This is a genomic window from Spirillospora sp. NPDC052269 (assembly GCF_040679435.1).
In the GTDB taxonomy this organism is placed as follows: Bacteria; Actinomycetota; Actinomycetes; order Streptosporangiales; family Streptosporangiaceae; genus Spirillospora.
Genome location: NZ_JBFAUU010000006.1, coordinates 151,866 through 175,020 on the forward strand (window position 1 = coordinate 151,866; position 23,155 = coordinate 175,020).

The 23,155-nt window shown below is 69.5% G+C and carries 29 protein-coding genes; 17 read left to right on the forward strand and 12 right to left on the reverse strand.

Annotated elements, in window-relative coordinates; translation table 11 throughout:
• The first annotated feature begins 294 nt into the window (after positions 1-294).
• The 5 genes from AB0L06_RS14535 to AB0L06_RS14555 all read left to right on the forward strand — a co-directional run bounded on the left by AB0L06_RS14535 (position 295) and on the right by AB0L06_RS14555 (position 4,738).
• Positions 295-738: an RrF2 family transcriptional regulator gene (locus AB0L06_RS14535; protein ID WP_500231461.1), complete on the forward strand. Its 444-nt coding sequence runs from the start codon at positions 295-297 to the stop codon at positions 736-738.
• Between the two features lie 77 nt (positions 739-815).
• Complete coding sequence (locus AB0L06_RS14540) at positions 816-2,009, forward strand: globin domain-containing protein (RefSeq protein ID WP_500231462.1); 1,194 nt, start codon at positions 816-818, stop codon at positions 2,007-2,009.
• 17 nt (positions 2,010-2,026) lie between these two features.
• Complete coding sequence (locus AB0L06_RS14545; protein ID WP_500231463.1) at positions 2,027-2,617, forward strand: histidine phosphatase family protein; 591 nt, start codon at positions 2,027-2,029, stop codon at positions 2,615-2,617.
• 81 nt (positions 2,618-2,698) lie between these two features.
• Positions 2,699-2,998, forward strand: a complete 300-nt coding sequence (locus AB0L06_RS14550) for a metal-sensitive transcriptional regulator (protein WP_122199502.1) — start codon at positions 2,699-2,701, stop codon at positions 2,996-2,998.
• Between the two features lie 138 nt (positions 2,999-3,136).
• Entirely contained in the window at positions 3,137-4,738 is a 1,602-nt protein-coding gene (locus AB0L06_RS14555; protein WP_500231464.1) for a DHA2 family efflux MFS transporter permease subunit, read from the forward strand.
• Positions 4,739-4,741: 3 nt separating this feature from the next.
• Here the strand turns inward: AB0L06_RS14555 and AB0L06_RS14560 are convergent, their stop codons facing one another.
• The 3 genes from AB0L06_RS14560 to ggt form a co-directional block, all read right to left on the reverse strand.
• On the reverse strand, positions 4,742-5,629 hold the full coding sequence (locus AB0L06_RS14560; RefSeq protein WP_500231465.1) for an oxygenase MpaB family protein: 888 nt from the start codon (positions 5,627-5,629) through the stop codon (positions 4,742-4,744).
• A 149-nt stretch (positions 5,630-5,778) separates the two neighbouring features.
• Complete coding sequence (gene cutA / locus AB0L06_RS14565) at positions 5,779-6,126, reverse strand: divalent-cation tolerance protein CutA (protein ID WP_500231466.1); 348 nt, start codon at positions 6,124-6,126, stop codon at positions 5,779-5,781.
• A gap of 47 nt (positions 6,127-6,173) precedes the next feature.
• Entirely contained in the window at positions 6,174-8,024 is a 1,851-nt protein-coding gene (ggt, locus tag AB0L06_RS14570) for a gamma-glutamyltransferase (protein WP_500231467.1), read from the reverse strand.
• A gap of 409 nt (positions 8,025-8,433) precedes the next feature.
• On the opposite strand from ggt, the gene AB0L06_RS14575 reads away from it, so the two are divergent.
• Together AB0L06_RS14575 and AB0L06_RS14580 are read left to right on the forward strand one after the other, a co-directional pair.
• Complete coding sequence (locus tag AB0L06_RS14575; RefSeq protein WP_500231468.1) at positions 8,434-10,650, forward strand: APC family permease; 2,217 nt, start codon at positions 8,434-8,436, stop codon at positions 10,648-10,650.
• Between the two features lie 32 nt (positions 10,651-10,682).
• Positions 10,683-11,687: a tetratricopeptide repeat protein gene (locus AB0L06_RS14580; RefSeq protein WP_500231469.1), complete on the forward strand. Its 1,005-nt coding sequence runs from the start codon at positions 10,683-10,685 to the stop codon at positions 11,685-11,687.
• Positions 11,688-11,690: 3 nt separating this feature from the next.
• Here the strand turns inward: AB0L06_RS14580 and AB0L06_RS14585 are convergent, their stop codons facing one another.
• From AB0L06_RS14585 to AB0L06_RS14595, 3 genes are read right to left on the reverse strand one after another with little or no spacing between them, the layout of a single operon-like run.
• Positions 11,691-11,972, reverse strand: a complete 282-nt coding sequence (locus AB0L06_RS14585) for a hypothetical protein (protein ID WP_500231470.1) — start codon at positions 11,970-11,972, stop codon at positions 11,691-11,693.
• A gap of 50 nt (positions 11,973-12,022) precedes the next feature.
• Positions 12,023-12,505, reverse strand: a complete 483-nt coding sequence (locus AB0L06_RS14590; protein WP_500231471.1) for an ATP-binding protein — start codon at positions 12,503-12,505, stop codon at positions 12,023-12,025.
• Positions 12,502-12,813 carry a hypothetical protein gene (locus AB0L06_RS14595; RefSeq protein WP_500231472.1) on the reverse strand — a complete coding sequence of 104 codons (312 nt, stop codon included), beginning with the start codon at positions 12,811-12,813 and terminating at the stop codon, positions 12,502-12,504. Before AB0L06_RS14595 ends, AB0L06_RS14590 begins: the two co-directional genes overlap by 4 nt.
• A 305-nt stretch (positions 12,814-13,118) precedes the next feature.
• Between AB0L06_RS14595 and AB0L06_RS14600 the strand changes: the two genes are divergently transcribed.
• From AB0L06_RS14600 to AB0L06_RS14620, 5 genes are all read left to right on the forward strand, one after another.
• Complete coding sequence (locus AB0L06_RS14600; RefSeq protein ID WP_500231473.1) at positions 13,119-13,976, forward strand: helix-turn-helix domain-containing protein; 858 nt, start codon at positions 13,119-13,121, stop codon at positions 13,974-13,976.
• A 22-nt stretch (positions 13,977-13,998) separates the two neighbouring features.
• Positions 13,999-14,205 (forward strand): DUF397 domain-containing protein, encoded by a 207-nt coding sequence (locus tag AB0L06_RS14605; protein WP_500231474.1) that lies wholly within the window; start codon positions 13,999-14,001, stop codon positions 14,203-14,205.
• A gap of 333 nt (positions 14,206-14,538) precedes the next feature.
• A complete protein-coding gene (locus AB0L06_RS14610) occupies positions 14,539-14,775 on the forward strand; it encodes a DUF397 domain-containing protein (RefSeq protein ID WP_500231475.1) in 237 nt (78 codons plus the stop codon).
• Complete coding sequence (locus AB0L06_RS14615) at positions 14,772-14,975, forward strand: DUF397 domain-containing protein (protein ID WP_500231476.1); 204 nt, start codon at positions 14,772-14,774, stop codon at positions 14,973-14,975. The genes AB0L06_RS14610 and AB0L06_RS14615 overlap by 4 nt, the downstream gene beginning before the upstream one ends.
• A 50-nt stretch (positions 14,976-15,025) precedes the next feature.
• Positions 15,026-15,436, forward strand: a complete 411-nt coding sequence (locus AB0L06_RS14620) for a hypothetical protein (RefSeq protein WP_500231477.1) — start codon at positions 15,026-15,028, stop codon at positions 15,434-15,436.
• Positions 15,437-15,611: 175 nt separating this feature from the next.
• Here the strand turns inward: AB0L06_RS14620 and AB0L06_RS14625 are convergent, their stop codons facing one another.
• Positions 15,612-15,914 (reverse strand): DUF5959 family protein, encoded by a 303-nt coding sequence (locus AB0L06_RS14625; protein WP_500231478.1) that lies wholly within the window; start codon positions 15,912-15,914, stop codon positions 15,612-15,614.
• Between AB0L06_RS14625 and AB0L06_RS14630 the strand changes: the two genes are divergently transcribed.
• A complete protein-coding gene (locus AB0L06_RS14630) occupies positions 15,851-16,222 on the forward strand; it encodes a hypothetical protein (protein WP_500231776.1) in 372 nt (123 codons plus the stop codon). The genes AB0L06_RS14625 and AB0L06_RS14630 overlap by 64 nt on opposite strands.
• Before the next feature lie 19 nt (positions 16,223-16,241).
• Here the strand turns inward: AB0L06_RS14630 and AB0L06_RS14635 are convergent, their stop codons facing one another.
• Together AB0L06_RS14635 and AB0L06_RS14640 are read right to left on the reverse strand one after the other, a co-directional pair.
• The gene (locus tag AB0L06_RS14635; protein WP_500231479.1) at positions 16,242-17,390 is read right to left on the reverse strand and encodes a methyltransferase domain-containing protein; all 1,149 of its coding nucleotides are present in this window, start codon (positions 17,388-17,390) and stop codon (positions 16,242-16,244) included.
• 534 nt (positions 17,391-17,924) lie between these two features.
• On the reverse strand, positions 17,925-19,130 hold the full coding sequence (locus AB0L06_RS14640; protein ID WP_500231480.1) for an FAD-dependent monooxygenase: 1,206 nt from the start codon (positions 19,128-19,130) through the stop codon (positions 17,925-17,927).
• Between the two features lie 106 nt (positions 19,131-19,236).
• Here AB0L06_RS14640 and AB0L06_RS14645 point away from each other — a divergent pair, with 106 nt between their 5' ends.
• Positions 19,237-19,695 (forward strand): MarR family winged helix-turn-helix transcriptional regulator, encoded by a 459-nt coding sequence (locus tag AB0L06_RS14645; RefSeq protein WP_500231481.1) that lies wholly within the window; start codon positions 19,237-19,239, stop codon positions 19,693-19,695.
• 266 nt (positions 19,696-19,961) lie between these two features.
• Here AB0L06_RS14645 and AB0L06_RS14650 read toward each other — a convergent pair whose 3' ends face one another.
• Together AB0L06_RS14650 and AB0L06_RS14655 are read right to left on the reverse strand one after the other, a co-directional pair.
• Complete coding sequence (locus tag AB0L06_RS14650; protein ID WP_500231482.1) at positions 19,962-20,504, reverse strand: DUF4262 domain-containing protein; 543 nt, start codon at positions 20,502-20,504, stop codon at positions 19,962-19,964.
• A 39-nt stretch (positions 20,505-20,543) separates the two neighbouring features.
• On the reverse strand, positions 20,544-20,999 hold the full coding sequence (locus AB0L06_RS14655; protein WP_500231483.1) for a helix-turn-helix domain-containing protein: 456 nt from the start codon (positions 20,997-20,999) through the stop codon (positions 20,544-20,546).
• Between AB0L06_RS14655 and AB0L06_RS14660 the strand changes: the two genes are divergently transcribed.
• From AB0L06_RS14660 to AB0L06_RS14670, 3 genes are all read left to right on the forward strand, one after another.
• A complete protein-coding gene (locus AB0L06_RS14660; protein ID WP_500231484.1) occupies positions 20,951-21,202 on the forward strand; it encodes a hypothetical protein in 252 nt (83 codons plus the stop codon). The two genes, AB0L06_RS14655 and AB0L06_RS14660, sit on opposite strands and share 49 nt — an antisense overlap.
• A gap of 39 nt (positions 21,203-21,241) precedes the next feature.
• Positions 21,242-21,835 (forward strand): pyridoxamine 5'-phosphate oxidase family protein, encoded by a 594-nt coding sequence (locus tag AB0L06_RS14665; protein ID WP_500231485.1) that lies wholly within the window; start codon positions 21,242-21,244, stop codon positions 21,833-21,835.
• Between the two features lie 201 nt (positions 21,836-22,036).
• Positions 22,037-22,600, forward strand: a complete 564-nt coding sequence (locus tag AB0L06_RS14670) for a dihydrofolate reductase family protein (RefSeq protein WP_500231486.1) — start codon at positions 22,037-22,039, stop codon at positions 22,598-22,600.
• Positions 22,601-22,713: 113 nt separating this feature from the next.
• Here AB0L06_RS14670 and AB0L06_RS14675 read toward each other — a convergent pair whose 3' ends face one another.
• Positions 22,714-23,106: a hypothetical protein gene (locus AB0L06_RS14675; protein WP_500231487.1), complete on the reverse strand. Its 393-nt coding sequence runs from the start codon at positions 23,104-23,106 to the stop codon at positions 22,714-22,716.
• Between the last annotated feature and the right edge of the window lie 49 nt (positions 23,107-23,155).

The following is a 23,155-nucleotide window of genomic DNA, read 5'->3' on the forward strand; positions in this document are numbered from 1 at the left end:
ACCCCTCACGCGCGGTAAAGGACGGTCTAGGCTTCTACCATCCACCTTGGTGTGGAGCATCTGAGCGTCTACCGATTTGCTACATTGCATCCGTCGCGCGTCCGGCGGGTCACGCGGGACGCGCGTAGGTGACGCGGAAGGTCGTGCGACCGCCGCGCGAAGGGGGCGTGTGAGGCGGGCCGTGGCGCGTCCGGGCGGGCGCGGGGCGTGGTGTCATGGACGCGGATGGTCATGTGACCATCCGCACGGCCGTAAAAGGCGCATCCAGGATGCAAGTTCTCCTACGCTTGGATCATGCGGCTGACGAAGGCGACCGACCTCGCTCTCCGCGTGGTGATGAGCCTCGCGGCGACCGACCCCGAGCCGAGCACGGCCCGGCGGGTCGCCGACGAGATGCGCGTCCCGTACAACCACCTCGCCAAGGTGGTGGCGCGGCTGCAGCGGATGGGCATGGTCGAGACCCGGCGCGGACGCGGCGGCGGGCTCAGCCTGACCGACGCGGGTCGCACCGTGTCGATCGGACGGCTCGTCCGCGAGCTCGAAGGGGCCGGGGACGTCGTCGAGTGCGAGGGTGACGTGCCCTGTCCGCTCCGGCAGGCGTGCCGGCTGCGGTCCGCGCTCCGCCAGGCGCAGGAGGCGTTCTTCGCCTCGCTGGACGAGATCACGCTCGCCGATCTGGTCGCCGCGCCGACCGGTCCGGTCCTGCTCGGGCTCGTCGGCCGTCCCCCCTCCGGGTAGAGCGATCTCCCCTGCTCACTCTTCCCCGCTCCCGTCCGTCGTTAAATCAGTAGATCAAATACCAATTTGGAGGCGCCATGCTCTCCCCCCGGTCCACCGAGGTCGTCCGCGCCACGCTCCCCGTCATCGGCGGCGCGATCAACGACATCACCGCCGTGTTCTACCCGCGGATGTTCGAGGCGCACCCCGAGCTGCTGCGCGACCTGTTCAACCGGGGGAACCAGGCGGCCGGCACGCAGCGGCAGGCGCTGGCCGGATCGATCGCGGCCTTCGCGACCGCGCTGGTCGAGAACCCGGACGTCCGCCCGGACGAGATGCTGAGCCGGATCGCGCACAAGCACGCGTCCCTCGGCGTCCTGCCGGAGCAGTACCCGATCGTCCACGAGCACCTGTTCGCCGCGATCGTCCAGGTGCTGGGCGACGCGGTCACCGAAGAGGTCGCCGCCGCCTGGGACGAGGTCTACTGGCTGATGGCGAACGCGCTCATCGAGATCGAGCGCCGCCTGTACGCCGAGCAGGGCGTGCTGGCCGGCGACGTCTGGAACTCCTGGGTCGTCGCCGAGCGCGTCGAGGAGACCGACACCACCGCGACGTTCCGGCTGCGTCCGGCCGACGACGCGGCCGCGGTCCCCCCGTTCCGGGCCGGCCAGTACGTGTCGGTGCGGGTGCCGCTCGAGGACGGCGCGCGCCAGATCCGGCAGTACAGCCTGACCGACGCCCCCGGCGTCCGGGAGCGGACGATCACCGTGAAGCGCGAGGAGGGCGACCCGGCGGGCGAGGTCTCCAACCGGCTGCACGACACCGTCCGCGTGGGCGACACGCTCGAGCTGTCGGTGCCCTACGGCGACCTGGTCCTGGACGACGCGGACGGCCCGGTGCTGCTCGCCTCCGCGGGCATCGGCTGCACCCCGATCGTCGCGATGCTCAAGCAGCTCGTCGAGGACGGCCACGGGGCCCCGGTGATCTCCGTCCACGGCGACCGGGCGCACGCCACGCACGCCCTGCGGGACGAGCGCACCGCCCTGATCGGCAAGCTCGCGGACGGCTCGGACCTCACCTGGTACGAGACGCCGGAGCAGCCCTGGCCGGCCGAGCGCACCGGCCTGGTCGACCTGTCCGGCGTCGAGCTGCCCGAGGGCCTGCACGCCTACCTGTGCGGACCGCTGCCGTTCATGCGGGCCGTCCGGACGCAGCTGATCGACGCGGGCGTCCCGGCGTCGGCGATCCACTACGAGGTCTTCGGCCCCGACCTGTGGCTGGCCGCCGCCTGACCCATAGGGTGTCCCCTATGGGGGAACTGATCATCCTTCGGCACGGAGAGACCGAATGGAGCCGGGACGGGCGGCACACGGGACGCACCGACATCCCGCTGACCGCCAAGGGCGAGGAGCAGGCGCGCGCCCTGGTCCCGGCCCTTTCCGGCCTGCACCCGGTGCGGGTCGTCTCCAGCCCGGCCGAGCGGGCGCGGCGCACCGCCGCGCTCGCCGGCCTCACCGTCGACGAGACCGACCCCGACCTGTGGGAGTGGGACTACGGCGGCTACGAGGGGATCACCAGCCCCACGATCCGCAAGACCCTCCCCGGCTGGTACCTCTGGGACGACGGCGTGCCCCCCGGTGACGCCGAGCACCCCGGCGAGACCGTCTGGCAGGTCGGCAAGCGCGTCGACGACGTCCTCGGACGCGTCCGCCCGCTGCTGGCCGAGGGGGACGTCGTCCTCATCGCGCACGGGCACGTGCTGCGCGTCCTCACCGCCCGCTGGCTGGGCCTGGATCCGACCGACGGACGCCTGTTCGCCCTGGCCACGGGCACCGTCTCCACCCTGGGAACCGAACATGACCGGCCCGTCATCACGACCTGGAACGTACCCCCGAAGTAGCGGGTAGGATACCCCTCGGGGGGTATCCCCTCGGGGGTATCGTGGCCGAGCCCCCGCAACGCCGGCGACTGTGAGGACGAGATGGCGACGAGCGAGACTCCGACGCGCGGCTACACCGCCACCAAGGATCAACTGGGAACCAGGCTGCGCCGTATCGAAGGCCAGGTGCGCGGCATCGAGCGCATGGTCGAGGACGACCGGTACTGCATCGACATCCTGACCCAGATCAGTGCGATCCAGGCCGCCCTGGACAAGGTGGCCCTGGGCCTGCTGGACGGGCACGTCCGGCACTGTGTGACCGAGGGTTCACACGAGGGCAAGTCCGAGGAGATGTCCACGGAGCTGATGGCCGCCGTCGGCCGCATCATGCGACGTGGCTGACCCCGGCTTTACCCTTTTCACCCTTGAGCAGGCGAAACATCCCTTGAAGTTCGGCATCGGCCGTGATCCGCTGAAAAGAGCGTGAACTTCGACGGGTCCCGGAGGCGACCCCGGGGCCCCGACAGGGGGCCTTTCGCCATGGCCGACGACCGGCTGACCGACGCCGCGCGATCCGACGCCCCGCCCGACCCTACTCCGTCCGGCGGGGCGTCCAGCGGGGCGTCCGGGGATCGCGCCGCGCCGCCGGGCGACCGGCTGGACCGCCAGACGATCGTCCTCGGCCTGGTGGTGGTCTGCGGCACCGTCATGGCCGTCCTCGACACCACCATCGTCAACGTCGCGCTGCGCACCCTGGGCAGGGACTTCCACGCCGACCTCGGCACGATCCAGTGGGTCGTCACCGGCTACCTGCTCGCGCTGGCCATGGTCATCCCGCTGACCGGCTGGGCGATCGACCGGTTCGGCGGACGCCGCGTCTGGATGACCTCGATCGTCCTGTTCGTCCTGGGCTCGGCGCTGGCCGGGCTGTCCTGGAACATCGGCTCGCTGATCGCGTTCCGGGTGCTGCAGGGCCTCGGCGGCGGCATGCTGATGCCGACCGGGATGGCCCTCCTGACCATCGCCGCCGGGCCCACCCGGATGGGCCGCGTGATGAGCATCGTCGGCGTCCCGATGCTGCTCGGGCCGGTGTTCGGGCCGGTCATCGGCGGCTACCTCGTCGAGCGCGCCGACTGGCGCTGGATCTTCTTCGTGAACCTGCCGGTCGGCCTCCTGGCCCTGCTGCTCGCCTGGTGGAAGATCCCGCGCGGACGGCCCCGGGAGGACGGCGCGGCCCTCGACGTCCGCGGCATCCTGCTGCTGTCGCCCGGGTTCGTCCTGCTGATCTACGGGCTGTCCACGGCGAGCGGGAGCGGCGGGTTCGGGCAGCCGTCCACGATCGCGTGGCTGACGGCCGGGGCCCTGCTGGTCGCGGCGTTCGTCGTGCACGGCGCGCTGCGCGGCGGACGGGCGCTGATCGACGTCCGCCTCTACCGGAACCGGACGTACGCGACCGCATCCGCCGTGGCGTTCCTCGTCGGGACCGTCCTGCTCGGCTCGATGCTGCTGATCCCGCTGTACTACCAGCTCGGACGCGGCCAGGGCGCGCTCGACGCCGGGCTGCTCATGGCCCCGCAGGGCATCGGCGCGGCCGTGTCCATGCCGCTCGCCGGAATCCTCACCGACCGGCTCGGCGCGGGCCGCGTCGTCCCGTTCGGGATCATCGTCCTGACGCTCGGGACCATCCCGTTCACCCAGCTCGAGGCCGGCACGTCGTTCTGGCTGCTGGGCTTCGCCATGTTCGTCCGCGGCCTCGGCATCGGCGCGACGATGATGCCGTCCATGTCCGCGGCCGTCGCCACGCTGGAACGCGCCGCCGTCCCCCGCGCCACCAGCGCGCTCAACATCGTCGTCCAGCTCGGCGGCTCGTTCGGCACGGCCCTGCTGGCCGTCGTCCTGTCCCGGCAGCTCGCCGAGAACCTCCCGGCCGCGGCGCGCGGCGCGCACGGCGGCACCACCACGGGCGGCGACATCCCCGCGGCGCTCCGGCCCCTGCTCGACCCGCACCTGGCCACGGCCTTCTCCGCCACCTTCTGGGTGGCGCTGGTCCTCGGCGCGGCCCTGATCATCCCGGCCCTCCTGCTCCCCCACCGAGGCCGCGACCGCACCCGCGAGGACGAACCGCCGATGGCCGGGGGCTAGGAGCTAGGAGGCGATGGCCCAGGCGGACGGGTCGACCCCGTGTTCGCGCGTGAGCTCCCGGGCCCGGCGGGCGTCGGGGCTGTAGCGGTACCGCTCGGGGACGACCCGGGTCGTCCGGTAGAGGCCCTTGAGGGTGAGGGTGGCGGCGAGGTCGGACGTCGGGAGGCCCGGGAGGCCGTACTTGCGGCGGGCCCAGCGCGGCAGCGTGGAGACGACGAGGACGCCGAGGGCGGGCGCCGCGAGCTTCAGCGGCATGAGCCTGCTGGGGAGGGCAGGGTTGAACATGCGGCGGAAGCCGTCCCTGGCCTCGTCACAGGCCCAGACCCGGCGGCGCATGCCGGCGTAGTAGTCGCGCATCTCGGCGACCGAGGACGGGACGTCCGCCGGGTCGAGGCCGACGACTTCGGCGGCGAGGCGCTGCTCGTCCACGAAGCGGTCGGCGTCGGCGCGGCTCAGCGGGACGCCGGAGCGGCGCGCGACGTCCAGGTAGGAGTCGACCTCGCCCATGTGGATCCAGAGCAGGCTCTCCGGCTCGTCCACGGGGAACACCTCGCCGGTGCGCGGGTCGGTGCCGCTGAGCTTGGAGTGGATCTTGCGGACGCGGCGTCCGACCCGTTCGACCTCGTCGTGCGTGCCGTAGGTGCGCACCCGGACGAACTCGACGGTGCGGCCGAGCCGGGCCCACGCGGTGGCCGGGTCCATGAGCTCGGAGTTCTGCGCGGTGCCCCACATCGAGTGCGGGTGCAGCGCCTGGAGCAGCAGCGCGCGGATCCCGCCGATGATCAGCACCGGCTCGCCCATCACCCGCCAGGTGACCGAGCCCGGCCCGAACAACCCGAAGTCCTCGCCGCCCGCGCCGGAAACCGCGCCGGATGCCGAGTCGGATGCCATCGCCCGCTCCTCTCCGCGCCGTCCTCGAGCCGGGCGGCGCCGCTCGCACGCCTTCGAGGAAACCACGTCCGCCGGTGCAAGTACTCACTTATTTCCCGGATATGGCGGGACTCACACCGGACGGACGATCACGCGGACGCGCGGGCGGTTCAGGCCTCCTCGGGCTCGGGTTCGGCCGGGCCGGTCTGCTCGGCGACCCAGGCGAGGTAGTCCATGCTGCCCGCGACGACCGGGGTGGCGATGATCTCCGGAGTGTCGTAGGAGTGCTCCTCGGTGATGAGGCTGGCGAGCTCGTCGAACCGGTCGACGGTGGTCTTGAAGACCACCATCCACTCCTCGGCCGCCTCGATCTCGCCCTCCCACCAGTAGGTGCTGGCGACCGGGCCGACCAGCTGCGCGCAGGCGGCCAGGCGCTCGGAGACGGCGGACTTCGCCAGTTCGGCCGCCTCCGAGCGTGAGTCGGTGGTCGTGGTCACCTGGACGTACGCATCGGCCATGACCTGCTCCTTCCCCCGTGCACCGATCGTAGCCGGACGGGTACGGATCACCTCGCCGGCCGTACCACCAGCGCACTTCCGCCGTGTCGGCGGACGGGCTCCGCGACGGCCTGGACCAGCCCGGGCGCCAGGAACTCCAGGCCCGTGGCCGCGCCGATCTGGCCGACCGGGGGCCCGGGGAACAGCGTGAGCTGATGGCCCTTCGCCGCCAGCGCCTGCCCGTACCGGTCGATGAACGCCTGCTCGGCGAACACCTGCGGCGTGTTGCGCTGGGTGGCGCGCGGCGCGGCGAGCGCGTCCGGGAGCTTCATCCCGAGATCGAGCCGGTTCAGCAGGATCTGCAGGACGGTCGTGATGATCGTCGAACCGCCGGGGCTGCCGACCGCGAGCAGCGGACGGCCGTCCTTCAGCACGATCGTCGGGGCCATGCTGCTGCGCGGGCGCTTCTCCGGACCCGGCAGGTTCGGGTCGGCGGGCTGCCCGGCGGCGGGCGGCTGGAAGCTGAAGTCGGTCAGCTCGTTGTTGAGCAGGAACCCGCGTCCGGGGACGGTCAGCGCGCTGCCGCCGAACTGCTCGATCGACAGCGTGTAGGACGCGACGTTCCCCCACTTGTCGGAGACGACCAGGTGCGTGGTCTGCGGGCCCTCGTGCGTGAGCGGCTGGGTCTTCCCGGTGGACGGCGCGCACGGCGGGTAGTGGCCGTCCGGCTTGCCCGGCGGGACCGGAGCGGGCGCGGCGGCGTCCGGCTTGATCTGGCAGGCGCGCTCGCGGGCGAAGCCCTTCGAGAGCAGCTCCTTCATCGGGACGTTCACCTTGTCGGAGTCGCCGATGTAGGCGCCGCGGTCGGCGTAGGCGAGCTTGGACGCCTCCAGGTAGTAGTGCAGCGCGCTGACCGGGTCCTTCGGGCTGAGCTTGTAGTTCCCGAGGATGTTCAGCGCCTCGCCCACCGTGAGCCCGCCGGACGAGGACGGCGCCATGCCGTACACGTCCACGCCCCGGTACTTCACGTGCGTCGGGTCGCGCCAGACCGGCTTGTAGGCGGGCAGGTCGGCGTCCGCCATCAGGCCCGGCCGGACGTTGCGGGTGGCGTTCGGGTCCTTCGGCGGATGCTGGACGGTCCGGACGATCTCCTTGCCCAGCTCCCCGCCGTACAGCCAGGACGGCCCGCGCTTGGCGAGCTCCTTGTACGTCCGGGCGAGGTCGGGGTTGCGGAACGTGGAACCGACCGCCGGGAGCTTCCCGCCGGGCAGGAACAGCTCGCGCGTCGGGACGATGTCGCGGAACCGCGCCTCGTTCGTCGCGGTCTGGTCCTGGAACTCCTGGTCGACCGTGAAGCCGTTCTGGGCGACGCGGATCGCGGGCTGGAGGAGGGAGGACAAGGAGCGCGTCCCGAAGCGGTGCAGCCCGGTGTCCCACTGCGCGAACGTTCCGGGGACGCCGACGGAGAGTCCGCTGGTCACGGCCTCGTCAAAGGAAAGCGGCTTGCCCGTGTTCGGGTCGATGAAGGAGGTGTCCCTCATCGCCTTGGGCGCCTTCTCGCGTCCGTCGATGGTGTACACGCGGCGGGTGCGGGCGTCGTAGTAGGTGAAGAAGCCGCCGCCCCCGATCGCCGACACGTAGGGCTCGGTGACGCCGAGGGTCGCGGTGGCGGCGACGGCGGCGTCCATCGCGTTGCCGCCCTTGCGCAGCACCTCGAGCGCGCTGCGGCTGGCGTCCAGGTCGACGGTCGAGACCGCGCCGCCGTAACCGGTCGCGACGGCCTGCTTGCCGTCCGCAGGGCGCTGCTTCATCGGGGCCGTGGGCGCGGGCGCGGCGGTGGCCTGGCCGGGAGCGGCCAGCGCCGCGACGACCGCCGCCACGGCGGTGACCGCGACGGCTGGGCGGGCGCGCGTGGACAAGGCCGGACGGGCACGCGTGAACAGGGTTTCACTCAGCGGACGAAAGGGACGAGCGAACGCACGGGCGCTGGGGCCGGACGCATGGGCGTCGGGGCGCGGACGTGGGCGTACGCTGCGACGGAACGGCGCGGGGAACGACAACAGGACCTCCTCCGGAACCGGCGCCCCCAACCGTGCCACCGATCCCGCCCGAATACCAGCTTCCCGGCCGACCTTGGACGTACCACCCGTCCCGTCCGGTCCTGACGCCGGACTCGTCCCGTCTCGTCCCGCCTCACGAATCTCAGGGAAATCATTGCGGTTTCGCCTGCTTGTGGTGAATTGTGGGCCCTTCAAGCAGTGCTGTCTCGCGAACAGCGGCGCGGGTTCAGGCCCTGGGGAAACATCGCCTAAGACCTGGGACTTCGCCATGCCCAACAACATGTTCCGCCGGCTGCCGGTGGAGCGCGCGACCGGAGAGATGCACGGGGGCCGCCACCGGCTCCGCGTGGTCTACCGGACCCGCGACCTGATCGTGCTCGGCCTCGGTGTGATGGTCGGCTCCGGCATCTTCAAGATCTCCGGACAGCTCGCCGCGCAGACCGCCGGCCCCGCCGTGATCGTCTCGTTCGTCGCGGCCGGGATCGTGTGCCTGCTGGCCGCGCTGTCCTACGCCGAGCTGTCCTCGATCATCCCGGTCGCGGGCAGCGCCTACTCGTTCAGCTACGTCGCGTTCGGCGAGGTCTGGGCGTGGGTCGTCGGCTGGTCGCTGATCCTGGAACTGCTGCTCGCCGCGTCCGTCATCGCGCGCGCGTGGTCGCTGTTCGCGACCCAGACACTGCACGACTTCAACGTCCCGATACCGAGCGCGCTCGGCGGCGTCATCGGGCAGCCGAAGGGCTTCGACGTCTTCGCGCTCGGCATCCTGCTGCTCATCGTCGCGATGCTGGCGATCGGGAGCCGGATGAGCATCCGGACGCTGTGGTTCATGGTCCTGGCGAAGCTGATCGTCATCGCGCTGCTCGTCGCGACCGGCCTGAAGTTCTTCGCCCCGCACAACCTGACGCCGTTCGTCCCGCCCGCGAAGGCCGCGCCGGACGACAGCGCGCAGACGGTTCTCGATGCGCTGACCGGCGCGGTCACGGGCGGCTCGCCTCATGTCTTCGGCATCTGGGGCATCCTCGCCGCGACCCCCGCGATCGTGTTCGCCTACATCGGCTTCGACCTCATCGCGACGGCCGCCGAGGAGACCGACGACGCCCCGCACCGCGTGCCGCGCGGCATGATCGCGTCGCTGTGCATCGCGGTCGTGCTGTACCTGGGCGTCGCGGTCACGATGCTCGGCATGGTCCCGTACAGCCGCCTCGACCCGGCCAAGCCCGCGCTCAGCAACGCGTTCGGGACGGTCGGGGCGAGTTCCATGGGCAAGATCGTGGACGTGGGGGCGGTGCTGGGGCTCACCACGGTCATCCTGGTGGTGCTGATCAGCCTGACGCGTGTCCTATTCTCGATGTCCCGGGACGGGCTGCTGCCTCGGCAGATCTCCGGCATCGGACGGTACCGGGTGCCCACGCGGGCGACGCTCGTCGCGGGCGCTGCTGCTGTCTTGATGTCGCAGACCATCAACGTGCTGACGCTGGAGCACATGGTCGTCATCGGGACGATGTTCGCGTTCCTGTTCGTCTCCGCTTCCGTGCTGCGACTGCGGCGCGACCAGCCTGACCTGCATCGTCCGTTCCGGGTTCCGGCGGCACGGTTGACGGCTGTGGTGACGATCGTGCTGGTGGCGTGGCTGATGCTGAATCTGGAACTGCGGACGTGGGCGTACTTCGGCATCTGGATGTCCGCGGGGATGGTGCTGTACCTGGCCTATGGACGGCGACGGAGCCAGCTGAAGCTGCTACTGGAACAGCCTCCGCCCGCCCGGATCTCCATGCCGTACCCGATGCCCGCCCCTTCGGGCGCGCCTATGGCCGCTCCTGTCCCGATGAACGCCCCCATGGCGCCTGGCCCGATGGCCGGACCCGCGGCTCCTGGTCCTGTGCCTTCCGGTCCGTATTCTTCTGGGCCGATGTCAACAGGGCCTTCGCCGTCCAACGCGATGGCCTCCCCGCCCCCGCCGCAGTCCGGGCATGAGTTCTTCGACGGGCCGCCGCAGCAGCAGTGGTACAACCGTCCGCCGGCCGAGACGCCGCCGAGCAACGACCCGTTCGAGGTCCCGCCGCAGCGGCGGGCACAGCAGGAGAACTACGCGTCGCAGGGCGGCGGCTACTACCAGGACGACGAGGACGTCATCGGCCTTGGCTACGGCCAGCCGTCCACCCCCAACCGACATCCTTCCGCCGACCCGCGCAGCTCAGGCGACCCGCGTCCGACGGGCCGATATGCGACCGGCGGCCGCAGCCCTGGGCAGACCGGCGGCTACGAGATGCCGCAGCAGTCGACCGGCCCATACCCTGCGCCGCACGACCAGACGGGCGAGAACCCGTCTCCGTCCGGACGGTATGCGACGGGTGGATATGCCCAACCGGGGGACGATCCGTACAGCTCGGGCTCGGGACGGCACCGCAGCGGTGCTGCAGGCCAGCCCGACCCGTCCGACGAGGACCCGAACCTCCCGCCCAACGGAGGCCGCTACCGCCGCTGAACTCGTCAGTGGCTCCCCCTAGGCTCCGGCGCATGAAGCCGGAGCCTAGGGACGCCGACCGCGCGGCGCGCACGACCGCCGACCTGCTCGGTGACTACGTCCGAGCGGCCCAGGCGTACCCGGTGGGACGGATCGAGCGTGCGTTCACGGACGTCCGGGGACGCTACGAAGCGGTGTTGAGCGAGACTCCGCACAACTCCGCCGCGGCCTCAGGACTGACCGTCCTCACTATGGCGAAGCTGCTCTCGTATGTGTTCCACGGCCCTGGCCACCGAAGTTCCAACACACGCGAATGGCCTCTGGGACGGTCAGGACCGCTGGAAGAACTGTCCACACCCCTCCCTGCGGACGACGCGACCGGCCACGAGCTGGCCAACGACGTCGTGCATGCAGCGAGATGCGCGCTGACCGTGGATCCGTCCGACAATCTGGCGGCGTTCTTCCTCGGCCATGCGCTGTGCCATCTCGGGGACGAGGCGGAGGCTCGCGCCGCCTGGCAAGAGGCCCTCCGCCTGGATCCCGCTGACCACGTGGTGGCGGAACTGCTGCCTGCTCTGGACGAGTGTCCGGCGACGCCGCCGCCCGAGCCGCCCTACGTCTGCCGCTGCCCGCGCGGCTTTCTTCTCGTTCGCCACCGCTTCCTGATCTCCAACAACGGCGACCGGGCCGAGGTGAGCTGGCTGCTCAACGACCCGGTCGATGTCCGTAAAATCGTGGACGCGTGGGTGGACGAACATCCGTGGGCGGACTCCTTCGAGGACGACCCCGAAGCGTCCGAGGACTACTGGGATCTGGAGTCCCCGTACTTCGATCCGCTGCCCGGCGAAGACCTCAGCTTGGAGGTCCACTCCCACGCCGAACCGGTCACGGTGCAGTACCTGGACCGAGGACTCCGTCGTTCACCGGACGACACCGTCCACATCGATTGGTCGGCGATCCAGCTGCCCAGCGGTCTGCGCGCTCCCCTGTCGACCGGCCAACCCGTCCGCTGCAGCGGACGCTGGTACCTCTTCGGCGAGAACTACCACCACCTCTGACCTTCAGCGGGGGATCAGCCGCGCCCTCCACTCCTCGAACATCAGCGTGGCCTCCAGCTGAGCGGCCGCGCCGACCACGAACCGGCAGTCGCCCAGCTCCGTCCCACTCCGGGCATGCACGTACAGATCGTGGGCGGCACCCGGACGCCGGACGACGACTTCCTCCACCGCACCGCGACGCGACACCACGACGAGCACCGGCACCCCGTTCCGCGATTCCAGCTGAACGAGATGCCCGGCGTCCTGGGCCAGCAGGCCGAGCCGCATGAGACGCCGACTCGCCACCCACCGACCACGCGCCTCCTCACAGCGCGCCCACGTTCGAGCAGGCCACCTCACCGCCGCGCCTCCCGCAGATCGACGGTCATCTCGAACCACACCGACCACCGCTGGACGGCCCGGGTGTCCGACACCTGGCAGGCACCTGCCCGGTCGGCCAGGGCGATCACGATGGCGAGTCCCCGTCCAGACTCCTCCCACGACTCCAGCGGATCGGCGTCCACCACCGGGAAGCGGGGCATCCCGTCCGCGACGCCGTCGTCCAGAATCTCGACCCGCACCCGACTTGCAGACGTGTCGGCCTGTCCCGCCAGCAGTCGGACCGACACCTCCACTCCGCCACCCGGACGTCCCGATGCCGTATGCCGGACCGCGTTGGTGACGATCTCGGTCGTCACCAACTCCAGGTCATCGACATCGGCGACGCCCAGCGGCGTGACCCACTCCCGAACCTGTGCCCGCACCTCCCGGACGTCCAGTACGCCTTCCCGCTGTGGCGCGAGCCGCTTCGGCCCCGCGATCACTTCCCAGGCCGTCACCGCGTGACCGCCGCGATCTGGTGAGCCGCCTGCATCGTGCCGTCCACGGTCGCCATCCGCCCACCGTCCCAGCAGTACACCCAGCCACCAGCAACATCCTGGACGCCGAGGACCGCCATCCGCCGCCCATCAGCCCCGATCCGCACGTACAAGACGGGCTCACCATGAGCCGGATACGCCAGCCAGGACGCCCGGTCGATCGCGTGCAGGTCCGCCATGAGATCGGTCAGAACCCGCAGCCGCGCAGCGGCCAGATCCAGGTCCTCACATGCGCGTCCTGCGCCCACCGTGCCCGGTAGGTTGTGCATGGTCCGACTCCTTACTAGTCGGGCAAGGCCCCGGCTCGGTGTGTGCGCACCGGCCGGGGCCGCCTGTTTCTTGGACTACTCCAACGGCCGACCGTTTCCGGCGACGTGGCAACGACGCGACCTCAGCAGCAAGGGCAACACCGCCTCCTGCATCTCCGATCACCGCCATCCACCCGCGCCAGTTCTTGCATTCGCCACCATCCGCTTCTGGAAGGTGACACTCTGTGAGTCGCCCCACCTGCACCGTAGGTCGGGAACTGCAGCGAGCACAAGCAACTTGCAGAAATGCGAGAGGGGATTCCGACATGGCTCCGCGCTCCAGCCCCACGGCCCGACGTCGCCGACTCGCCTCGACCCTCCGTGACCTGCGCGAAGAGCGCGAGCTCACCCTCGCCGAGATCGCTCGATCCCTCGGCTGGTCCGAATCCAAGGTCAGCCGCATCGAAACCGGGCGAATCGGAATCCGCACCGATGACCTCGACCGACTCCTGGACGCCTACAAGGTCCAGGACGAGTTGCGCAGCGCACTCCAAACACTCCGCAGACAGGCAAGCCACCGCGGCTGGTGGGCTTCGTATGCGGACGCACTTCCGCAGTGGTTCAACAGCTACGTTGGCCTCGAAGACGGGGCAAAGTCCCTGACGATCTACGACAACCAGCTCGTCCCAGGGATCCTGCAGACCGAGGGCTATGCCGAAGCGGTCATCAAGGCCGCACGACCCTACGTCACCCCCGACGAAGTCGAGCGCCAGGTCGCCGCACGCTCGACCAGGCAGTCACTTCTCACACGAGCCGAGTCCCTGGAAGTGTGGATCATCCTCGACGAAGCCGTCATCCGCCGCAACGTCGGCGGGACGGACGTGATGCGCACGCAGCTTCGGCACCTGCTCACCCTCTCCGGGCTTCCATCCGTCACACTGCAGGTCTTGCCTTTCGAGCACGGCGCTCACGCTTCGATGGGCTCGGCGTTCACCTACCTCACTTTCCCCGAGGCGGGAGATATCGGTCTCGTCTACATCGAAGACCTCACGAGCAGCCAGTATTTGGAGGAGCCAGGAGACATTGAGCGGTATACGCTGGTTATCGACCATTTGCGAGCATCCGCCTTGTCTCCCAAGGCCTCAACAGCTTTCATTGGGAGCGTCCTGGATGCTCTGCCATAACCGATCTTGAGGGGGACGCGGTATGTCCGCGCCAGATCTCACTCGCGCCCACTGGCGCAAGAGCAGCCGCAGCAACGGATCGGGCGGCGCGTGTGTCGAAGTCGCGTCCGTCCCCGCCGTCGTCGCGGTGCGCGACAGCAAGAACCCCCACGGCGGGAACCTCGTGTTCACGCGTGGGACCTGGAAAGCCTTCAGCCAGGACGTCAAGCGCGGCGCCCACGACCTCTGAGCACTGCACCCCGCTCCGATGAACCCATCCCCCTCTTCCTACGCCCTGTGGCGGAAGAGCCCGAGAGGTGACGGCGGTGGCGAGTGCGCCAAGCTCGCCAGCCCACGCGTCACCATCGGCGTCCGGGACAGCAAGGCACTGAACGCTACAGGGCGTCCTCTCCCCTCGTTCCACCAGTGAGAGCCCCCGTACTTTCGGGGGTTCTTTCATTGGTCGGGGCCAGGGCACACCCTTGTGGCCTGTGCTGGACGCCGAAGTTGCGCTCGCTCCCCACGGCACGCGGGTTAAGCTCAATGCCACGATCCGCGAACTTCGCTCCTTGAGGAGATGCGGATGAATGCTCCGGACCCAACCCCCACGGTTTGGCGCACCAGCATCCACAGCCAGCAGAACGGCGCGTGCGTCGCGGTCGCTCGCTTCCCGCGCATGGTCGCCGTCCGCGACAGCAAGAACCCCGACGGCAGAAACCTCGTGTTCTCCCTACATGCGTGGCAAGCGTTCAGCCGGGACGTGAAGCGCGGCAATCACGATCTTGCGAGCTTCGGCCCGTCTGAGGAGGACGCGAGGTGAATGCTGCAACCCAACCCTCAGCTGCCTGGCGCACCAGCAAGCGCAGCCAGCAGAGCGGCGCGTGCGTGGCGGTCGCCCGCTTCCCACACGTGGTCGCGGTCCGAGACAGCAAGAACCCTAAGGGCGGGAACCTCGCGTTCACGCTCCAGGCGTGGCAAGCCTTCAGCCAGGACGTCAAGCGCGGCGCGCACGGCCTCTGACCGCTGTGCCCCGCCCCGATGCGCCCATCAACCTCCCCCGCGCTGTGCCGGTGGACGAGCCGGAAGGGCTACGGAAAGATGCCTTTGTGGACTCTGCTGCGCCCCTGTCGGACGAGGAACTGGACTCCCTCGAGGAAGTCGCAGATGCGGCGACTCCTGGTCCCTGGTATGTCAGGCAACTCGATGACACCCACGCCATGTGCCTTGTGGCGGTCAGCACCGTGCCCGACAGTGGACGGAACGAGCGTTGGCCGGACTTCGACCACGGCCAGATCGTGGCCGCCACCCTCATCCAAGCGCCGCGCTACGTCGATGTGGCGGACGACTTTTGGGACCAGAACGCCCAGTTCATCGCCGACGCACGTCGCGACGTTTCCCGGCTGATAGCCGAGGTCCGACGCCTCCGCAGCCTTCTGAACACCGGCAACGACGAACCCGACTCCACCACCGAGCCGCTCTGAACCTCAGCCGGGACGCCTCGAAGACCAGGCAGCGACGGGCACGCCTCCAAGCACGCTCGACGCGGCCCGTCGACTTCGTCCCGAGCACATCGCGCGCTCGTCGACCCGCGTTCAGCTCCAGTCCAGAGCACACTGACGCTCCCCTCGGACGGCGGCGCCAGACCGGGCCCGGTATTCAGGGGTTGTGTTGCCCCATGTACGTCCGGGCGAGGTCGAGCCTGTTGCGGTGGTCTTCGATCCAATCGTCGGGGAACCGCACCAGCAGAGCCACCGATGTAAGCGACGCGACAGGGTTTTGGACCGTGACCTCGGACGCCAAGCGCGGGCCGGTCGAGTCAGCGAAGTCAACGGGGACGATCGCCATCTGGGGCCCGTCCCTCTTCCATCCACACGGCCGAACGCCCTCCATGGGACATGAACCAAATGAACATTCGAGAAAGATTTCTTGCCGTCCTGGAGTCGGACTCCAAGGAGACATTCCTGCTGGCCCTGGGGCATCGACTGGGAATCTCGGCGCGCGAAATCTTCGCCGAGAAATCGCCTGGCGGGTTGCAGCAGGCCCAAGCCTGCAACGAGATGACGATCGCCATCTGGTCGCAGGTGCGGGCCATGAAAGATGAACTAGGGGACGGTTACCCGGATTCGGAATTCCTCGTGATCCTCCTCGGCAAGGCCGACATGGGAGATGCACGGACGCACCTTCGCAACGCGGTTGAGAGCGCCCTTCTCTCGATAGCCGGCGATGAGACAGCGGGGTCGGGCCGCGCGCGTCCCAGAAAGTGTTGATGGCCAGCGCTGGAGCCGCTTACCTGTCGATGCGGTTGGCTTCGGTGTCGAGCCAGACGTGCTGGGCGTCCGGGGTGACGGTGAGGCCCCACCGGTCAGCGGTGGGGCTGCCCAGGCCGTTCCACCAGTGGTAGGTGTCCTCCACCTCCTGCCACAGGTTCCGGTCACCGGACTGGCGGACCGGGAACCTCTCCGCGCCCGACTCGACCTCCAGGCTGGCCCATGAGCCTGACCACGGATCGACCAACCACACCGTGTACGCGCCGTCGCCCTGGTGCCTGACGACCAGCTTGCACCGGGGGACCTTGAGCCCGCCCGCCAACGACACGTCGTACTCGCCGACCACGTCGTAGGGATGCAGTTCGGTGAACGAGCGACGCACCCCTGTGGACTCACCCACGTCCCGGGACAGTCGCGCCTGCTTGCCGCGCTGGTCTCGCAGTCTCATGAACGCCACGTTCCCCACGATCCGGCCCCGCATGGTCGAGTCGCGCGACACCGCGAACGACACCAGCGCGCCGTTGTGGAAGTCGGTGGTCCACGGCACCAGCACCCGTCCGCCCGGCCGTGTCTGGGCCGCCCACGCAGACGGCACCCGGTCGGCCGCGACTGTGGCGATCACCCGGTCGAAGGGTGTGTGTTCCGGATGGCCCAACGCGCCGTCCCCGGTGACGACTGTGACCCGATGACCCACCTCTCGCAGCACTCTTTGGGCTCGTCCGGCCAGTTGAGGATCCACCTCTACCGAGGTCACCCGATCGGCCCCAAGGCGTTCGGCCAGCAGCGCGGCGTTCCAGCCCGTTCCCGTGCCGATCTCCAACACGTTCATGCCCGGCTCGACGACCAGCGCCGCCAGCATCGACGCCACGACATCGGGACGGCTGGCCGAGCTGGTGATCTCATGGCCGACCTGCCCTGGCTCGGCCGGGACACCGTCGTCCACCTGGGTGATCACCACCTCGTTGGCGTAGCACAACTCCAGCCACGCGGACCGGTCGTCGGCCCGCCGCACCGGCAGCAGCCGGTCACCGTCCTCGATCCATACGGTGTCGGGGACGAAACGGTGCCGGGGCACCGCCTCGAAGACCGGACGCCAGTCCGGGGTGAGCGCCCCGGCCTCGGTGAGGCCGTCCACAAGGCGGGCCGACAAAGCTGCGGCGTCGGTCACCTACTTGCCCTTCTCGTGCCGGCCGCCCCCAGGCGGGTTCTTGGGCTCCTTCGGCGGGACCGGCTTTTCCCACTGACCGTCCTGTTCCTTCTTGTCATCGTGCTTGCCCACGTCCGAGCTCCCCTCGCTCGATCCGACCCGAGACTGATGCGCGCCAGTGCGCTACCGGTCACGCTAGGTTCACGCGGACCTCAGGGTCCTTGAGTGCGGCAATGTGTGGCACACGAGTTTCAGTCCAGCGCGTTTCACACTCTGGGGATCGGCTCTCGGACGGCCTCGCCCTGGACAGTCAGCCCGGCGAACTCGTCGAATGTCGCGGTGTACTGGGCGATCTCGGTAGGCCGCGTGATCATGAGCCGACCGGTCACGGTCACTGAACGCGGCCGATCGTCCGAGTGCGCGAGCTTGATCGTGTGCCAAGGTCGCCGGCCTGCGGGCCAGCACTGGCGTCTGGGGCAGGATGGCGTTGGGCGGCGGACGGTTGGTCCTGAGCCGGACGGCTGGGCGGTCAGGGCCGCGCGGCTGGTGTGAGGGTTAGGGGCGGGTGGTCTCGGTCCACTTGATGTGGTGGTGGAACATCCAGGTCATCTTCGCCATCTCCTTGGGGCTGTCGGCCTTGCGGAGGATGAGAGGGAGGGCCAGGTCGCGGAGCAGACGACCGACCACCCCCTGCTTCTTGGTGTTGTTCATTCCGGAGGCCCACTTCACGATGCGCTCGACGCGGTCGCGGCGCAGCGATTCGTAGCGGGCGAGGGCGTCCGGGATGGTGGGCAGGTCGCGCAGGCATTGAGCGAGGATGACCGCGTCCTCGGCTGCCAGGGAGGCGCCCTGCCCAGAGGACGGGGAGACGGCGTGGGCGGCGTCACCGATCACGACCATCGCATCGTTGTGCCAGGTGGTGACGGTCGGGAGGTCGTACTGGTTGGTGAGGCCGAAGTCGGCGGTGGTGTCCCGGACGATCTGCGCGGCGGGCCCCTGGTCGGCCGATAGCAATCCGTCCAACTGGGCCTTGAGGTCGGCGGTGGTCAGTTTGCGCAGGGCGTCGCGGGACCGTTCCTGCTTCGCGGGCGGGTTGGCGAACCACCAGACCTGGCCGTCGGGGGCGACGGTGTAGCCGAAGAAGCAGTCGCGGCCCCAGATCATCACGTAGTCGCCGGGCGTGGCGTCGACGTTCGTGGTGCGCGCGAAACCGCCGGTGTTGCCGAGGCCGGTGTAGCGGGGGCCGGGGTTGGCGGGGTCGATGGCGGTCCGGGTGACCGAGTGGACGCCGTCGGCGCCGATCAGAACGTCACCCTCGGCGCTGGTGCCGTCGGCGAAGTGGGCACGAACCCCACCGTCCGGCAGGTTCTCGGCGCGGACCAGGCGCTTGCCGTGCTCGACCGGGATGCCCCGGTCGACGACCAGCTTGGCGAGGCCGCGGTAGAGGTCGGAGCGCCGGATGGTGTGGGTGACGGTGCCGTCGTCCAGCGTCGGTCCGAGCGCGACCGAGCCCAGGTGCTTGCCGCTGCCGCTGTGGAACTGGATGCGACCGCTGGGGAACCCCGCGTCGAGCACGACGTGGTGGGCGTCCACGGCGCGCAACGCGTCCATGCCGTTGACGGCGACGGTCAGGTAGACGCCGTGGTCCAGTCCCGCGCTCTCCTCGTAGGCCTCGAAGAGCCGGGCCTCGAGGCCGGCCTTGTGCGCCGCCAGCGCGGCGACGGTCCCGGCGACGCCCCCACCGATGATCAGAACTCGCATCCTGCACCCCTTCAGTTATTTCGTTCGGCCGAACGAAATATAAGCCGGGGCCGAGCGGGCGGTCAACCTTTTTGTTCGGCCGAACGAAGTAGATAGCCTGAGCGTCATGACAGACCGGGATGAGCTGGTAGGACGGCTGCTCGCGAGCGGGCGCGAGCTGAGCAACGCGGCGGTGATGTTCCACACCGCCCTGGCCGAGCACCAGGGCCTCACCGCCACCGAGGAGAAGGCCCTCGACCTGCTGGACCGCTTCGGCCCACTGACCGCACGGCAACTGAGCGAGCGCTCGAACCTGGCTCCGGCGTCGGTGACCGGCCTGATCGACCGCCTCGAACGCAAGGGCTTCGCGCGCCGCATCCCCAACCCCGCGGACAAGCGCAGCGTGCTGGTGGAAACCGTGCCCGATCGCCTCGCCACCCTCGCCCCACTGTTCGAGGACTACGTGGCGTCCCTGAGGGACCTGGTCACCCGCTACGACGAGCGCGAACTGACCGCGATCGTGGACTTCCTCACCGAAGCCGCCGATCGCCAGCGACAAGCCACCCGACGACTCCGCGACGGCTGACCCCTTCCGGCCGCCGCGACCCTCAACCGGGGAACCGGCGGGTGCGTATGTGAACGCCCCCCTGCGGACGGCCCGGGACGGGCGGCTCTCAGCTGTCGATGCGGTTGGCTTCGGTGTCGAGCCAGACGTGCTGGGCGCCCGGCGTGGCGGTTAGGCCCCACCAATGCGAAACGTAGGCCATGACACCCACCTGATCTGGGGTAATGCCCAGATACGGCACCCGGCGGGTGGGGGCCGTCGGCGGGGTTCGGCGAGACGCGGCGGGGTTAGAGGTCTTGCGTCCAGGGGCCGGCCGGATGGTCGGAGGGGTCCAGCCAGAGTTGCGGCTGGAGACCGCGGTGAGCCTCGTCCGACTCCGGGTCCCACGGGAAGGCGCCCTGTTCGCTGGGCCAGACGACTTGCAGGACTGGCAAGGGGGGCCGTCGGTAGAACTTGATGGCCGTCCCGAAGAACGCCTTGTACCAGGGATGGCCGACGGCCTTCAGGGCCACGGGATAGCCGTCGATGACGTCATCGCGTTCCTGGCCGTCCTCGGCGGGTCGCCCGTTGAGCGCGTTCTGGGCCAGGCCGTTGAGCATGCGGTGCATCAGCTTGACGTCCAGGCCGAACATGGCGAGTTCGGGCGATCGGTGGTTGTGCCACAGCCCGATCGTGAACGCCCACCCCGGCCCCAGGTCGTCGGCCGGGATCAAAATGACCTGCCATCCGTGTTCGCGCACCTGCCGAATGGTCTGCTCAGTGATGGGGTCGTTCTCGTCGCCGTAGTCATGGCACAGAACACAGCGGCAGACGGCTTGGTCGGGGGTCATGCCGGAAGGTTAGACCGCCCCCGGTTTCCGGCGCGGTCGTCAAGGGGGGTTGGGATGGAAGGGCGCGACGGTAGGCGCCGGAGGTGGCGCCCAGGGCGCTTTGGAAACGTCTGCGGGGGTTGGTGGAGGAGAGGCCCGTGCGGCGGGCGCTGGTCTCTTGGGGAGGTCGGTGGATTCCAGGAGGTCTCGGGCTGTGGCTATGCACTGGGCCAGGCGCCACTGGCCTGGGCTGGTGCCCAGTTGGTCGGTGAAGCGCCTGGTGAGGGTGCGCGGGGAGACGCCTGCGCGGGCGGCGATGGCCTCAAGGGGCAGGGGCTCGGCGATGCGTCTGGTGATCCACTCGAGGAGTGGGGCCAGGGTGCCGTCGAACTGGCCGGGGTATGGGGCGCGGAGTACTGGAGCTGGCCGCCCTCCCGGTGGGGCGGCATGACCATGGTGCGGGCGATGTGCGCGGCGTAGCGGGCACCCTGGTCGTGGCGGACGAGATGCATGCACAGATCGATGCCAGCGCCGGCGCCGGCGCTGGTCGCCACGTCGCCGTTGTCGACGTACAGGACGTCGGGGTCGACCCGGACGTTCGGGAAGCGGGTGGCAAGGTCATCCGGCCGGGTCGTTTCATCCACGCGCCCGCCGGCTCCTCGCACGTCCCGCAGACGGCGAGCGGATGCACGTTGTTCCTGTTCTATCCGTTGGGGTGACCGGAGAAGCGCGAACGCGATTCGGACATACTCATGCGTATGGGCAAGAGCTATGAGCGGATCGACGGCAGGCTGCGGGCCTTCATCGAGGCGCAGCACATCTTCTTCACCGCGACGGCCCCTCTGGACGCGGACGGGACCGTCAACCTCTCCCCCAAAGGCCTGAACGGTTCGTTCGCCGTCCTCGACGAACTCACCGTGGCCTACCTCGACTTCGCGGGCAGCAACGCCGAGACCATCGCCCACCTGCGCGAGAACGGCCGCATCACCCTCATGTGGTGCGCCTTCGACGGCCCGCCCAACATCGTCCGCGTCCACGGACGCGGCGAACCCGTCTTCCGCGACGACCCACGCTGGGACGGGCTGATGCGCCACTTCCCGGACATCGACCCGACCCTGCACGGCCTGCGCGCGATCATCGTCGTGAACGCCGAGAAGATCCGCGACACCTGCGGGTACGCCGTCCCCCTCATGACCTACGAGGAGGACCGCCCGCTGCACGCGTCCCGCTTCGCGCGCGAGACCGACGAGTCACTCGACGCCTACTTCCACAAGAAGGAGCACGTCGCGTCCAGCATCGACGGCCTGCCGGGCCTCCCCCTCCCACTCCCCCCACTCCCCCGCACGCCATGACCGCGGACGCCACAGGACCGGACCGCCCCGAGGCGGGCGGCAAGCGGCATCGTCGGGCTCCTTGACCGGGGTGATCCGACGACAGGCCTCATCCGGAGCAGCCTGAAAGATCCTGAAAATGTCGCCGTCTCAGCGATGAGCTAGGGACGCCCCGTTGGTCTGCACTGCATCGATCCGGTGCCATCCGACAGGGAGCCTTCGTTGAGAAAGATCTTCGCGTTCATAGCGGTGAGCGCCGACGGGTACCACGCGGGCCCGAACCAGGAGCTCGACTGGCAGGACTTCGACGAGGAGTTCGACGCGTTCTCCAGGGAACAACTCGCCGAGGTCGACACGCTGCTGTTCGGGCGCGTCACCTACGAAGAGATGGTCGCCTACTGGCCCACGCGACAGGGCGACGACGGGATCGGCGACACGATGAACGGCATCGCCAAGATCGTCGTCTCCCGGACCCTCGAAACAGCCGACTGGACCAACACCCGGCTCATCAACACGGGCGTGCAGGACGAACTCACCGCGCTCAAGCGGCGACCGGGCAAGGACATCGCCATTCTCGGCAGCTCCACCCTGACGGCCGGTCTCCTGCCGACAGGACTCATCGATGAGCTGCGACTGCTCGTCAACCCGATCGTCCTCGGCAACGGCCGGCCCGTCCTCAAGGGCGCAAGCCACAGAACCAGGCTGGAACTGACCAAGACCCGCCCCTTCAAGTCCGGCGGCATCCTGCTCCACTACCGGCCGCACGCCACGCCCCCGGCACCCTGACGATCTCGATCCCCAGGTCGGACTGCCGCGGTCAAAACATCGGCGTCGGTCTGCGACGGCCCGGGCGAGTGAGTTCGGAGGCCACTTCCGGGGATGGGAGTGGCCTCTCACCGTCACCGCGGTTCACGGGGCCGGTCGAGTGCCATGCGGACGGCTAGGCGTCCGGCTTGCCGGAAGCCGTATTCGCTGGAGTCGACCTCGTGCCAGCGGGCGCCGGTGAGCGCGGCCTGGACGGCCAGAGCGTCGGGCCCCGCCTGCGGCAGCGGCTTCTGTCCCTCGTGTTCGACGTCGCCGAGCAGTTCGCGCCTGATGCCGTCGGCCACGGCCTCGGCGAACTCGGGCGGGAGATCCTTCTCGTCGACGAGGTTGACGAAGTCGAACTCGGTCGCGCCGTCCGGCGAGGGTTCGAAGTCGACGGTGATGATGGCGAACGGCCCGCAGCGTCCGATGTTCTTGATGTAGCGGACGTGCACATCGCGCACCGCGTCCAGAAACAGCCCGGGCATCGGCTCTCACTTCCACTCGGCACAGCGCGATCAAGGCTAGCCGGGCTCG